The organism is Rhodoferax potami, assembly GCF_032193765.1.
GTDB lineage: Bacteria > Pseudomonadota > Gammaproteobacteria > Burkholderiales > Burkholderiaceae_C > Allorhodoferax > Allorhodoferax potami.
The window spans coordinates 783,083-797,069 of sequence record NZ_JAVBIJ010000001.1; the positions used below are offsets into that span (position 1 = coordinate 783,083).

General features: G+C 57.4%; 11 protein-coding genes and 1 pseudogene. 4 read left to right on the top strand and 8 right to left on the bottom strand.

Features of this window, described 5'->3' with window-relative positions:
* Positions 1-118: 118 nt before the first annotated feature.
* Positions 119-802, top strand: a complete 684-nt coding sequence (locus RAE21_RS03760; RefSeq protein ID WP_313880213.1) for a hypothetical protein — start codon at positions 119-121, stop codon at positions 800-802.
* A gap of 664 nt (positions 803-1,466) precedes the next feature.
* The gene (locus RAE21_RS03765) at positions 1,467-3,866 is read left to right on the top strand and encodes a hypothetical protein (RefSeq protein ID WP_313880214.1); all 2,400 of its coding nucleotides are present in this window, start codon (positions 1,467-1,469) and stop codon (positions 3,864-3,866) included.
* Positions 3,867-4,055: 189 nt separating this feature from the next.
* Here RAE21_RS03765 and RAE21_RS03770 read toward each other — a convergent pair whose 3' ends face one another.
* Positions 4,056-4,286 (bottom strand): hypothetical protein, encoded by a 231-nt coding sequence (locus RAE21_RS03770; RefSeq protein WP_428983964.1) that lies wholly within the window; start codon positions 4,284-4,286, stop codon positions 4,056-4,058.
* Positions 4,287-4,401: 115 nt separating this feature from the next.
* Positions 4,402-4,572, bottom strand: coding sequence for a hypothetical protein (locus RAE21_RS03775; protein ID WP_313880215.1), 171 nt, complete (start codon positions 4,570-4,572; stop codon positions 4,402-4,404).
* A gap of 99 nt (positions 4,573-4,671) precedes the next feature.
* Here RAE21_RS03775 and RAE21_RS03780 point away from each other — a divergent pair, with 99 nt between their 5' ends.
* Together RAE21_RS03780 and RAE21_RS03785 are read left to right on the top strand one after the other, a co-directional pair.
* Positions 4,672-5,481 carry a phytanoyl-CoA dioxygenase family protein gene (locus RAE21_RS03780; protein ID WP_313882645.1) on the top strand — a complete coding sequence of 270 codons (810 nt, stop codon included), beginning with the start codon at positions 4,672-4,674 and terminating at the stop codon, positions 5,479-5,481.
* A gap of 143 nt (positions 5,482-5,624) precedes the next feature.
* Positions 5,625-6,920: an acetyl-CoA hydrolase/transferase family protein gene (locus tag RAE21_RS03785; protein ID WP_313880216.1), complete on the top strand. Its 1,296-nt coding sequence runs from the start codon at positions 5,625-5,627 to the stop codon at positions 6,918-6,920.
* A gap of 2 nt (positions 6,921-6,922) precedes the next feature.
* On the opposite strand, the gene RAE21_RS03790 is transcribed toward RAE21_RS03785, so the two are convergent.
* The 6 genes and pseudogenes from RAE21_RS03790 to RAE21_RS03815 form a co-directional block, all read right to left on the bottom strand.
* Positions 6,923-7,837: a DnaJ C-terminal domain-containing protein gene (locus RAE21_RS03790; protein WP_313880217.1), complete on the bottom strand. Its 915-nt coding sequence runs from the start codon at positions 7,835-7,837 to the stop codon at positions 6,923-6,925.
* 6 nt (positions 7,838-7,843) lie between these two features.
* A complete protein-coding gene (locus RAE21_RS03795; RefSeq protein WP_313880218.1) occupies positions 7,844-9,040 on the bottom strand; it encodes an efflux RND transporter periplasmic adaptor subunit in 1,197 nt (398 codons plus the stop codon).
* A gap of 40 nt (positions 9,041-9,080) precedes the next feature.
* A complete protein-coding gene (locus RAE21_RS03800; protein ID WP_313880219.1) occupies positions 9,081-11,444 on the bottom strand; it encodes an ABC transporter permease in 2,364 nt (787 codons plus the stop codon).
* Positions 11,445-11,454: 10 nt separating this feature from the next.
* A complete protein-coding gene (locus RAE21_RS03805; protein WP_428983965.1) occupies positions 11,455-12,234 on the bottom strand; it encodes an ABC transporter ATP-binding protein in 780 nt (259 codons plus the stop codon).
* A gap of 95 nt (positions 12,235-12,329) precedes the next feature.
* The gene (locus RAE21_RS03810) at positions 12,330-13,370 is read right to left on the bottom strand and encodes a zinc-dependent alcohol dehydrogenase family protein (RefSeq protein WP_313880220.1); all 1,041 of its coding nucleotides are present in this window, start codon (positions 13,368-13,370) and stop codon (positions 12,330-12,332) included.
* A 199-nt stretch (positions 13,371-13,569) separates the two neighbouring features.
* Positions 13,570-13,806 (bottom strand): annotated as a pseudogene (locus RAE21_RS03815) (NIPSNAP family protein); the annotation flags it as partial.
* Positions 13,807-13,987 lie beyond the last annotated feature (181 nt).

A 13,987-nucleotide genomic window follows, 5' to 3' on the forward strand; every position in this document is an offset into this window, starting at 1 on the left:
CTAGTCTATCGCTCCATTCAATATAAAAAATTTATTAAGATGAATGAGTATTTTGAAAAATAATCTACGTGTGAAAATTAAGATTCTTAAGTTTCTTTAAATTTATCTAGAAAAATCAATGAGTATCTCTATCGTAGATGGCCCAGATGGTCCACCTGATTCAATTATTCAGAACCGCTTGACAATCGCAGGCATCATCCTAGCTACACTTTTTTTTGGCGGATCTTTCGCGCTACAGTTACACGCTCAATCACGAACAACTCGATCATTTTCAGAGACTTTCGCATACTTGGAGGTAGCAATTATTGTTGGATCGATGTTGGCCATATTTTCAATTGCAAGCTTGATGTATTGTCAGCAATGCAAATCGGGAAATCGAAATTGGTATGGGTCAAAACGCGCATGGTTTAATGTTGCAACAACTTGTCAGTATTTGGCGTTATCTCAGGGCTTAAGCGCCGGTCTCACTGAGCTAGTTTTTGGAATTAAACATACTTTTGGCTCAGGATATCTTGCTTGGGCGCTGGCGGGAATGGGATTGATTGTATGGATTTTCCTACTATTTATTGGTCCATTGCAAGGATTGAAATCTTGGTGGCCGCGATTTAGCAAGGGAGAGCGTCTATTTTCCACGATGGCATATATTTTTGTAGTTCTTTTGGTACTGCTAAGCAATGGAGTAATATATTCTCTGCAAGATGGTGAAACTGCATCAATTTGGCAGGTTATAAAAGCCTCGTTGCAACAAGTAATGCAGCCACTCATGTGGCAAAGAACTTGGGCAGGGACTATTGGCAGTTAAGCAAATGACTTTAATATCCTCAAGCAATAATCTAAATTTGAAGGATTAAATCTTGATGTCATCAATTAAATGTTGTATGTGGTTTTCCCAATCATTTTTGGTAGTAATATTGTTGCGTCTTGCACGGTGTACAAAAATGATTTGGTACCGCTGACAAAACGTTTGGTATGGCCTGTGTCTCCCAATATAACGTTGTTAAATAATCTTGCCAGGTATCGCATCAAGTTTTGGCCCAGGAATGCGAGGCCAGTCATAATCTAGACATCAACGATTATCAAATTTGCAAGGCGAAGAATCCTGTGGCGAGCTTTTGCAAAAGCCACAAAACGAAGATATATACAATTAATGAGCAAACTGTGGCTCGTCGAGAATGTAGTGTTACCAGCTTTGTGTCACCGTGCAAAGAGCCGACGAAAGCCTGTCAAAGTTCAGCCTACTTTAGTTCATGTGGCTCTGGATACTAGTCGTGCTTCGCATCTTGGGCTGGAGTCATCAACTGGGTAGAAATTAGGTAATATATTCCTAACCCCAGTTTGGGAGATTAATAACTTATACGCAATAATTTAAATATTCGTATGCAAATATGTTTCAAGAGCCCCCGTTGTAGATTAGAAGGCAAATTGCATTAATGAAAAGAAATAGAGATTCTCTTTGGTTTCGACTCTTGATGATCGGGATTGCGGTTCTTTTGGCGTCGTGTGGGGACCGAGGTAAAGGTGTCCCCCCTGAGCTGAAGCGTGTTGTCATCGGTACATCTGGCCACATCAAAGCCAAACGCGACAGTACGCATGGCTCCGGAAGACCATTGCCAATCGGAGTGACGCACCAGCGATTCAAAGATGGCAAGCTCTTGGCCAATGATGCACCGCACCCCTACATACTCTCCAGCGGTAGCTTGCTGGTAGACCCCCGAAAGAATGCTCTAGTTCAGGTGGCGTATCACGAGGATTCCAAGGGAACGCTGTCTGATGCTGTGCCCAGCAGCTTCATCATCAGCGACCCATCCATCGTGTCGGCAGTAGTTACTCACCCGAAGACCAACGCGGCCATGGTCACCTTGACAGGAAAGAAGGGCAACAGTTTTATCACGGCACTGGATGGGCGTGGTGACGCTATCTCCAAGTTTATGGTGCTGTCTGCGGAGCCCCAAGAGGATGTATTAATCGTGAGTGATCCAGATATACATCCAATGTTGTGCAAGGGATTGGCAGCCGGAAGCAACCCTTTGTCCTGTTACACCGCTACGGCGACCACTTTTGATCGTGGTCATGTGGGAGATCAATTCTTTATGGATGACTATTTGAAGAATGGTCGTCCCTCTAGGAAATTCATCTTGTTTGATGATGCTTCGCTGGCGAAGCTAAGGGCTCTGAATACCAATGGGTCCGATAGCTTTGGTAAAAGAGCTATCTATTTTGAAAAAATAGACACGTTGTTTGTCATGAATGACGGCATTTCAAAGATAAGCAGCATGCCCGTGAATGGAAATAGTTCGGAAGGCATATTGCCCAACCTCAATGCACTTGAAATTAACTACGTCGCCACGCAAGAAGAATTCAATAAATATATTGACTTCGGTGGGAGGCTGACATCTAGCCCATTGAGGGATTTCGGTGTCACCGATATTGTTTCTCATGAAATTACAGCTGATAATCCGGCCAAAGCGGTATTGGTAGGTGCAATATTTAATGATGGAAGTCGAGTGAGTGCATCAACTAGCACTATTCAAAACGCAATTGGTGCGAGTCGATCCTCTATTAAATCATACGTATACAAAATGCATCCCGTCACGGACGGCTCAAGCCTCACTTCGGGAGGGATGGAATGTCGCGCAACCGTTACTGCCGGAAATCTGGCTAACTTCACTATCACTTCATTAAAAAGTGTAGCGAAATTAACGATTGGCGGGGATTTTGCTTGGAATGGTGGGCATCCAAATCTTGAGGTTGATTTGAATCCTCAAATTAAATCAGGAGGGCAAGTTAAGTTTTTACTCGATGGTCGCGTGAAAATGGGCTGTGAGATTGAGTTTTACACCATGAAGACGGCTGAATGGGGTGTGCCTTTGTTTGCAACCGTTCAGCTTGGAATTCCTATCGCTTTCGCTGTTGATATTAGTGTAAATGGTGCCGGTGATATCGTACTAGCGTTACCAGGATATGATTTGGGTTCTCCGACAGACACAAGTGCCCCGGGCAAAGTTGGTCTCAAATACAACGCGAACGGAGGTTTTAAATCTGATTTTCAAATGCAGTCTACCGTTGCGAAAGACCATTTAGGGATCGCTGAAGGTACAAAACTCCGTGATTCCACCAAGGGTGAAGTAGGAATGGGCTTTGAGGTAGGCCCAACTGCCAGTCTCGAATTAGAAGCGTATGTGAATGCATGGTTGCTTAGAACTACAGTTCGTGCATCTATTGGTGAAGTATTAGTTGGATTTAAAGCCGATGGTGCTTATGAAATCGATACCGCAAAGAAATCCTCAAAAATGTCACCAAAGGGAGATGCTGGCTTTGGCGCATTCATGTCATTCAGTCCCACGATAACTGTTAAGAGTAATTTTTTCACTTGGAGCTTTAATCTCTACGACTACGAAGTCCCTCCTTGGTGGTGGTACAAGCTTCCTATGAAGGAAAGTGAGGAAGAGCCTTTTGAACCAGAAGAATCTAGTAATAAAGCAGTTTTTCTATATTGCAATGGCAACTATCCATGTGCCTCCCAAGTCATGGGAAAAGCTTTTGAGGTTGACTATATAAACAGTACTGAGAAAATTAATTTTGAATCTGCGGTAAAAGTTGCTGCAAATTTTAAAAGCTATGGCAATTACTTTTATCAGTATGTTTTTAGAGATAAAGTTACAGGTGCTTTGCGGTTAAACACAATTCCCATGACTGAAACGGATGATGGGGATCTGAAGGTGTTCAAATATGGTGCGGTTGATATTTTGGCAGAAGGCGTTGTCACCAAAATACACCAAGGAGGCGACTCAACATGCGTGTATTGGTTTAAAGGCGATGAAGCCTTGAAAAAATACATTGATTGCTTACATTGGTACGACAAGTAGCTTTACTTCTCTCCACATCACCAATTACCAGTTGCACTTGAGTTTGGAGTCTGGGCAAGTGAGCGTGGTGATTTGACCTATATGCTGCGATTCCGATACGCTGACGTTATTCAATACCCGCAATTGGCCCAAAGCAGCCCCCGCAATCCAGCGTCATAGCCCAAGCCAGGCCTTTCACGTTTTTCAGCCCTAAGGCAAGTTCAAGTCGATGCCGAGCCATTTGGCAAAGGTGAACGTGGCGAACACAAAGCCAACGGCTAACAGCACGAACACAACGGCCACCACGGCACTCGTGCGCACGACCACGCGCATCTCTTTTTTTGATTTGCCTTGGTCGTAATGCCACTTGATGGCAAAGAACATGGCCGTGCCGAACACCAGCATCTTGAACGCAAGAAAGACGATTGGTACCCAATCCATTATTTTTTTACTCACCTTGCTTTTTCAGCCAGTGAATGGCCGAGAACCGCTGACCGCCGACCCGTGCTTTCAAAATTAGCTGGGCGCGTTGCTCGGGGCGGCTTGATGCGCAGGGTCAGGACTTGGGCGGCTCTGTCTTTTGGGGGGCTGGAGCTGCCGGCTTCTTGAGCCGGAACAGGGCTGCTGCAGCCTCTTTGTTGCGGGCTCGCTCGCCCATGATGCGGTCCAGCTCCTCCCGGCTACCTTTTCGCTTCATGTTGGGGTCTTTACCAAATACGCCTGCCATAGTGTTGATTCCTTTGGTCCAGTCTAACTGACGGCTCCCAGGTTCGGGCGCAGGTAGCGACAGATAAACCGTTTGGCAATTTCCACTCGCTTGCACGCCATGCGCTACACCTTGCCGCCCGAGACTGTTCACGATTACGCGCGCTTTGGCGCGGTGGTGCTGCGCGGGGTGCTCACGCCCCCTGAGGTGGCGCAGCTGGAGCGCGGCATTGAGCACAACCTGGCTCACCTGAGTCCGCTCGCTTTGGTGGCCAGCCAGCCCGAAGACCCCGGCCGCTTTGTCGAAGACTTTTGCACCTGGCAGCACAACCCCGACTACGCCGCTGTCATGCAGCACAGCGCCTTGCCCTTTTTCGCCGCGCAGCTGATGCAGAGCGACATAGTGCGCATCTACCACGACCACCTGTTGGTCAAAGAGCCGGGCACCCGCCAGCCCACCCCCTGGCACCAAGACCAGCCTTACTACAACGTGGCAGGCCGGCAGAACGTGAGCTTCTGGATTCCGGTAGATCCCGTGCCCCTGGCGAGCACGCTGCGCTTTGTGGCCGGCTCACACGCCGGCACCTGGTACATGCCGCGCACCTTCCGCGATCAGCAGGCGAAGTGGTTCCCTGAGGGCACATTGGCCGAGCTGCCTGCCATCGATGCGAAGCCTGAGCAGTTTGAGCAACTTGCCTGGGCGCTGGAGCCGGGCGATGCGGTGGCCTTCCACATGCTGGCCCTGCACGCCAGCCGTGGGGTTGGGCCGGGCACGCGCCGCCGCGTGTTCTCTGCCCGCTACCTGGGCGACGATGCCCGCCACGCCGTGCGCAATTGGCGCACCTCGCCGCCCTTTGCCGGTTTGGCGGACCGCCTGCAGGATGGCGCGGTCATGGACGATCCGTTGTTCCCCTTGATTGCTATCAAATAAATAGCTGGTTGCGCAGTTTTTATGTGGGCTAGCGGTCGATTCGGCTTGTAAATGGTGTGCATAAGGCGTGGGGCAAGCACTGCGTCAGTTACGGGGCGAAGAATCGATGGATTCATCATCTTTACCCCTTCAGGCAGGCCCTCATGACGCACCAGCAGTCTTACGAACACAAGCGCACATCCGCCGACCAAGCCATCCGTCAGGTGCGTGATGGCGACACCATCATCGTCCCCACCGGTGTGGGTGAGCCCCCCAGTTTGCTCACCGCGCTGTCGGAGCAGCGGCAGAGCTTTCGCGATGTGAAGGTGTGCCAGATTCTGGCCATGCGCAAGTACGGCTACATCGACCCCGCCACCACCGAGCATGTGCGCCACGTGGCCTTTTTTTTCGGCGGGGCCACACGGGCCGGCGGGCAAGAGGGGTGGATTGATTTCATCCCCAACTACTTTTCCGAAATTCCAGCGCAAATCGAGCGGGGGCAGATCGCTGCGGATGTGGTTTTCGCCATGGCATCGCCTATGGATGAGCACGGCTTCTTTGCGTTAAGCCTGGGTGCGGACTACACCATGGCCGCTGTCAAAAAAGCCCGCGCCGTGGTGCTGGAGGTCAACCCCCACGTGCCCTTCGCCTTTGGTAACTGCCATGTGCACATCTCGCAGGTGGCGGCCTTGGTGGAGAGCGACGCCCCGGTACTTGAGGTGGGCCTGCCCAAGATCGGGCCTGTGCAGCAAGCCATCGGCAAATACGTGGCCGATTTGATTGACGATGGCTCCACCCTGCAGATCGGCTATGGCGGCATCCCCGACGCGGTGGTGATGCAGCTCACCGGCAAAAAAGACCTGGGCATCCACACCGAGATGATCGGCGACGGCATCATGACGCTGGTGGAGGCCGGCGCCGTGACCAACCGGCGCAAGAACTTCATGCCCGGCAAAATGGTGGCCACCTTCGGTCTGGGTTCGGCCAAGCTCTACCGCTTTATGCACCGCAACCCGGGGCTGGAGATGCACCCGGTCGAGTTTACCAACGACCCGGCCATTGCCGGTCTGAACGACAACCTGGTGGCCATCAACGCCACCTTGCAGATCGACTTTTTGGGCCAATGCGGCTCTGAGAGCCTGGGCTACGCGCCCTATTCGGGCACCGGCGGGCAGTCGGACTTTGTGCGCGCAGCCAACCGGTCCAAGGGGGGCAAGGCCTTCATCGTGCTGCCGTCCACCGCCAGGGACGACACCATCTCCCGCATCGTGCCCTCGCTGTCGCCATGCACCCATGTCACCACCAGCAAAAACGATATCAACTATGTGGTCACCGAGTACGGCGTGGCCCAGCTGCGCGGCAAGTCCATGAAGCAGCGCACGCAAGCGCTCATCGCCATTGCGCACCCCAAGTTCCGCGACGAGCTGACCGCGCAGGCCAAGGCACTCAAAATTCTTTGAGCCTAGGCAGGGCGCGGGTCAAAGTGGCTTTCTCGCGCCAGTTGCTCCCAGAGTGGGCGCTCGGCGGCACTCGTGGTGGGCGGCACCGCAATGCGCACCACGGCATACATATCGCCATGGGCCTTGGCGGCCTTGGTGCCGCTGGCCATGCCCCGGCCACGCAGCCGCAAGTGTTTGCCGCTGCTGGTGCCGGCGGGCACAGTCAGCAGCACCGCGCCCGATAGCGTTTCAACGCTGACCTCCGCGCCCAAGGCTGCCTCCCAGGGGGCCAGAGTCAGGTCGAAGTACAGGTCATCCCCATCCACCCGAAAGCGGGGGTGCGGCTCCCATTGCACATGCAAGTACAAATCCCCGGCGGCTGCGCCACCCGTGCCGGGGTCTGCCTGGCCACGCAGCCGCACCCGCTGGCCGGCGTGCACACCGGGCGGAATTTGCACCTCGATCTCGCGCGTGCCCCCGGTTGCGGGAATCACGAGCGCGAGCGTGCAGCCTTGTGCGGCTTGCTCCAGCGTGAGCGTGACCGCACTTTCACGGTCCCGGCCGCGCTGGGGCCCGGGGGGTCTGCGGGGGGCTTTGGCGTGTTGTTCCCGGCCCATGGCATGGAGCAGGTCTGAGAGGTCCATGCCCGCAAAGTCGGGCATTTCCCGGCCAAAGTCAAAGCCGCTGAATCCGCGCGCTGGTGGGGCCATGGTGGCACCGTCGTTCTGGCGCTCTAGTTGGTCATAGAGGGCGCGCTTTTCGGGGTCTTTGAGGGTGGCATAGGCCAGCGCGGCGTTTTTGAATTTCTCTTCCGAGCCGGGTTTTTTGGAGACATCCGGATGGTGCTGGCGCGCCAAGGCGCGGTAGGCTTTTTTGATGGCAGCCAAGTCCGCATCGCGCGGAACACCCAGAGCAGCGTAGTAGTCGACGTAGTTCATCAGCGTTCAGCCCGGGCGCCGGGTTTTCACCTTGGCACCGTCTTGGAGTTTGATATCGGGGTACACCACCACGCGGGTGTCCAGGGGCAGGCCTTCGGGCACCCAGGCGTGGGTGCCATTGCGGGCTTGCACCACCACCTCTCTCAGGCGCACATGGTCGCCATCGAGCACAAACACGCCCGACCGCGAGCCAATGGGGAACAGTGCACTCACCGGCACCATCAGGGCATCGTCCACCACCTGCACCAGCACCCGCACATCTATCTTGAAGCCATCTCCCAGCCCGCGCCAGGTTGCGGCCGGCGTGGTGATGTCCACAATGACATTCACCCGCTGCTCCTCCACCCCCAGTGCAGACACTTTGGTAAATGCTGCAGGCTCCACATAGCGCACCTTGCCTTGCAGCACACCAGCACCGCCCCAATTCAGCAACTGCACCGGCGTGTCGGGTACCACTTGGGCGGCTTCCTCGGTCAGGATGTCGACCACCGCTTCCAGCGCCGCAGGGTCACCCACTTCTAGCAAGCCGGTGCCGGCGAGCACCACCCCTTCGCTTTGCTGCAAAACCTTCAACACCTTGCCCGCGACGGGCGAAGTCACCACGACTCCCATCCTGCTGCCGGCCGGGCCCGCGGTGCCAAGAGGGCGCAGCGGCACACGGGTTTGCTCCAGGGCAAAGCGGGCGGCGGTTTGTGCCTGCTGGGCGGCCTGCAGCTCGGTGGTGCGCAGTTGCTCGGCCAAGCGCACTGTGTCGCCTTGGGCCGCCGACACAAAGCCTTGGCGCACCAGGGCAGCGTTGCGCAACCCGTCTTGCTGGCTCTGGGCCAGTGCGACGCTGGCCGCCGCAACCCTGGCTTGCGCCTGTGCCACACCTGCCTCGGCGGCGCCTACCCGTGCAGCCTGCTCGGCCTGGCTTCTGGCATCCAGCAGGGCAGGGGCCAGCGGCGAGATAGTGGCCACAGCTGCACCCCGTGCCACGCTGTCACCCTGCACCAGCTGAATGCGCGATAAGTGGCCCGCCACCGTGCCCGAGACGATGTAGCGTTCGCGCACCCGGGTTTTGCCGTCTTCTTGCACCGCCCGCTCAAACCGCCCCCGGGTCACGCTGGCTACCTCGACCTCGGGCGGGCTGGGCCAAAACGCCCAAGCCAGCCCGGCCACAAGCAGCAGCGCCAGTGCTGCAAAAATCAGTTTGTTTTTCATGGGGATTCCAAAGGAGCGAGCCGGGCTGGGGGGAGTGCGTTCATTCGCGGGTTTTGAGCACACCAACCAGATCCAGCTGGTCAATGCGCCGGCGCACGATCCATGCGCTCACCCCGCCTGCTACCAGCACACACACCACGGCAAACGCATAAGTGGCGGGTTGAATCGCAAACGGGAAAGAAAACTCGTCGCTGCGGATCATGGTGACAATGCCCAGCGCCATCAGGTAGCCCAAGACCATGCCCACCGGCAGGGCGAGCACGATCTCAATGCCCAGTTCGCCCAGCAAAATGGCCGACACCTCGGTCCGGGTAAAGCCCAGCACCCGCAGGCTGGCCAGCTCCCAGGCGCGCTCTGCAAGCGCAATGCGGGCGTTGTTGTAGACCACACCCACGGCAATGATGGTGGCAAACACCGTCAGCACCACACTGAACATCAGGATGTTGCGGGCCGTCACGTCGTTGATATTGCGGGCCATGACCCGCTTGCTGATGGCCACACCCACACGGGGCAGGTCTTTCAGGCGCTCCAGAAACGCGGGCTCATGGCCCCGCTCCACGCTCACCATAAGCTGGTTGACCATATCGCCCTCGTGCAGCAGCGCATTGAGTGCGCGGCGCTCCATATAGGCGTTCATGCCCAAGAGCTCGTGCACCGTGCCGGTGACCGGCAAATACACCACCTCCCGGCGGCCCTCTTGCAGCTCGACCCGCAGCAAGTCGCCTCTTTGCACCTTCAGCTTGTCGGCCAACCGGTCGGTCAACAGCAGCCCATGGCGCGGCGCAGCCAGTGCCTGTTTTTCCATGTTGACAATGCGAAACAGCTCAGGCATTTCGGCTTTGCCCTGAATGGCGCCCCGGTGGTGGGCATTGGCGTTGACCAGCCGCACCGCCACATTGCGCGCGCCCTCCACCGCGGTGACATGGGGCAGGTGGGCCGCAGCCTGCAAGGCCCGGGCGGGCGTGGCTTCCACCAAGTTGATGGACACATCGCCCCGCAGCACCTGGCTGAACTGGGTGTCCATCAGCACCACCACCGCATCGCGCATGAAGGCACCGGTGATCACGGTCGACATGGCCATGGCCACGCCTAGTGTGGTGAAAAGGGTGCGCGGACGGTGGCGCTCCATGGTGCGCAGCACCATGCGCAAGGGCGGTGAAAACCAGTTTTTTAAGCCCCAGCGCTCCAGCAGCATCGGCCGGTAAATGCCGGGCGCGGGCGGGTGCATGGCCTCAGCCGGTGCCAGCAGCACCGTGGCCCGAATGGCGCTGAGCGTGGCCAACACGGCTGCCCCTATCGCCACCGCCGCCGACACCACCACCAGCTCTGGCGCCATGCGGTAGTGCAGCGTCGGGAAGCGGAAAGACTTGGCATACAAGCCCACAAAGCCATGGCCCAGCACCGCACCGAGTGCCACACCCAAGGCCAGGCCCAGCAACACAATGACCAGCACCAATTTAAGGTAGTGCCAACCAATGGCCGTGTTGCCATAGCCCAGCGCTTTGAGCGCAGCCACTTGCTCGCGCTGGGTGGCAATCTGGCGGCCCAGCACCACATTGAGCAAAAACGCAGCCACTGCCAAAAAGATGCTGGGCAACACGGTGCCCAGTACCTGTTGCTGCTTGATCTCAGAGCTCAAAATCACATCCGACATTTGCTGGTTGCGCCCGTGCGCGCTGATGCCCCCGTACGGCGCCAGCAGGCGGTCCAGCTGGGCAATCACAGCACCCTCGCTGGCACCGGGGCTCAGCCGCACCGACACCTGGTTAAAGGCGCCCTCCATGTTGTAGGCCGTGGCCAGCGCGCGGCGGTCTACCCAAAAAACGCCAAAGCCCCGCTGGTCTGGCGAGCCGCCTAAGCCGGCAAACACGTATTCCGGCGACAGCCCTATGCCCACCAAGCGCAGGCGCTCACGGGTGCCGTTAATCAGCGCGGTAACTTCGTCTCCCGCCTTGAGCTGGTGGGCCTCGGCAAAGGCCTCAGACACCAGTGCCTCCAGGGCACCGCTGGTGTGTGCCGCCACCATGCGCCCGCTTTTAACCACGACCACATTCAAGGCCTGTGGCGCGAGCAGGTCCAGCCCGATGAGCTGGCCTGCCAGCGGGTCTGTCACCCCGGCAATACCCAAGGGCACCACATGCGCCAGCGCGGTTTGCAGGTGCGCAGCCCCCTCGATAGCAGCCAGCTGGGGCACCAGCGCCAGCGGGGCGCTTTTGAGGGTGGCAAACACATCCGCAAAGCGCGACTCTGCGTAGTACACATCGCGCGACCACGACAAAGAATCAAACGCGCTAAAGCTGGTAATAAACCCGCCCACGCCGCTGGCCACCACCAGCGCAATGGTGAGCGCCTGGCTCCACATCAGGCGCAGGTCGCGCAGCAGCTTGCGGTCCAGGGTGGTCATGGGGTGGGGCTCACCATGCCAGCTCCGACGGCGCCACCTTGTGCGCGTTCTGCGCGATGCGCTCGATCCGCCCGCCACCCAGGTAGAGCACCCTATCGGCCATGCCGGCAATGGCCGCGTTGTGGGTGATCACGATGGCGGTGGTCCCCATTTCGCGGTTGATACGGGCTATCACCTCCAGCACCAGCTTGCCGGTTTGGTAGTCCAGCGCGCCGGTGGGCTCGTCGCACAGCAAGACCTCGGGTTTTTTGACAATCGCGCGGGCAATGGCTACCCGCTGCTGCTCGCCCCCCGAGAGTTGCGAGGGAAAGTGATCCACCCGCTCCGCCAGGCCCACCAGGGTTAGCGCCTCCAGGGCCGGCATCGCGTTTTTGGCAATGTCGGTGACCAGCTCCACGTTCTCGAGCACCGTCAGGCTGGGAATCAGGTTGTAAAACTGGAATACAAAGCCCACATGCTCGCGCCGGTACTGGGTGAGCTCGTCGTCGGTGGCGTGGGTCAGGTCTTGGGCCTCGAATTGGGCGGTGCCGCTGGTGGGGCGGTCCAGCCCCCCAAGAATGTTGAGCAGGGTGGATTTGCCGCTGCCCGAGGCGCCCAGCAGCACAATAAATTCACCCTTGTAAATCGTCAGGTCCACATCGATGAGCGCCAGCACCTTGACCTCACCCATGTCATAGGTTTTGGCCAAGGTCTTGGCAGTGAAAACCGCTGCGCGGCCTGAGGTGTCTGGCGGTGCAGCGCTATCTGGCGGCGCTGCGGGCGTGGGAGTGGTTGCCACTGCAATAGGCATGGAACCCCCCTTAGGACTGTGACTATGTGTCGCCAGTGTGCGAGGGGCTATGCGCTAGCGTCTGTGCGATGACGCACCCGCAGGGGGCTGCCGCTTCAGAACTCCGTAATCACGGTCACGCCGGCTACCTCGAACTTGTCCATGTTCATCAGCGCATCTATGGACTGCTGCAGGTTGATCTTTTTGCCCACCAGCTTTTCAGGCGCCAGCTTGCCGGTGCGCACCATGTCGAGCATGGCGCCGTAGCGGTGGGCTTGCATGCCGTGGCTGCCCAAAATCTCCAGCTCATGGGCGATAACCTTGGCCATGGGGATGGCCGGTGTGCTGTTTTCGGCCAGCATCAGCCCCACCTGCACATGTTTGCCACGCCGGCGCAGGTTGCTGATGGAGTTGAAGCAGGTAGTGGGGTGGCCCAGCGCATCCAGCGACACATGCGCGCCGCCCCCCGTGATCTCCATCACCGCTTCGACCACGTTGGGCACCTGGGTGGCATTGACCGTGGCTACCGCGCCCATGGCACGGGCCATGGCGAGCTTGTCTTCCGAGATGTCGATGGCCACCACATTGGCGCCCACCGCGTGGGCAATCATGATGGCCGAGAGGCCCACGCCGCCACAGCCGTGCACCGCCACCCATTGGCCCGCAGAGGTCTTGCCCTGATCGACCACCGCTCGGAATGAGGTCACAAAGCGGCAGCCTAGGCTGGCAGCGGTGGCAAAGTCCAGCGTCTCGGGCAGAGCCACGAGGTTCAGGTCTGCCTTGTGGATGGACACGTATTGCGCGAACGAGCCCCAGTGCGTGAAGCCGGGCTGGAACTGCTTTTCACACACCTGCTGGTTGCCCGAGTGGCACTCCGGGCAACTGCCGCAGCCGCCCACAAAGGGCACGGTCACGCGGTCGCCCACCTTCCAGCGGGTCACGTCTTTGCCCACGGCCTCAACTGTGCCCGCCAACTCGTGGCCGGGCACGTGAGGCAGCACGATGTCAGTGTCATGCCCCACCCAGCCATGCCAGTCGCTGCGGCACACGCCCGTGGCCTGCACCTTCACGACCACGCCATGCGTCTCCGGCGTCGGGTCCGGCACGGTTTGCAGACGGGGCGGGGCGGAGAAGGCTTCGTAGATAACGGCTTGCATGTGGGGTCCTTGTGGGGGCTTGGAGAGAATCTACATGCTATCAAATGAATAGCTGCTCGCGCACATTCGGTGAGCACCAGAGGTCAATTTCATTCATAACGCGTTGACTGATGGCAGTAGCTCCACCAAGTGCTTGCGCCCCAGCAGTGTGACCTCCAGCGCGCGTTCGCTCGCGTGGCGGCGCAGCCAGCCATGATGCGTTGGCCTGTGCCTCTTCGTCCGTACGCAGGCGCTGGCGGTAGGCTTCATATGCCGCAATGCTGGAGAAAGAGATCAACCCCTACGCCTCGTAGTTGCTGCCCTCATGCGGCACAAAGTAGCCCAGCAAATGCCCACCTAGGCGGGGGATGATACGGGCCCAGTCGTTGGCGTAGCTGGTGAACTGGTCTTTCTGGAAGGAGGCGATTTCGTAGCGGATGAAACAGATGATCGTCATGAGGACTCTTTTTGCGTGGTGGTGCGAAGGAGCTTCAAGGACGAATACGGGGAGTGCTTTGGTGAGGGACGAAATGAGGGGCGCTATTTAGTGAATAGTTAACTCCTTATTCAGAAGAAGCGTGAGTTTCATGTTCATGCCTTCTGTCGTTGATGAGATAAAGTGTGTCGATCAAAATATA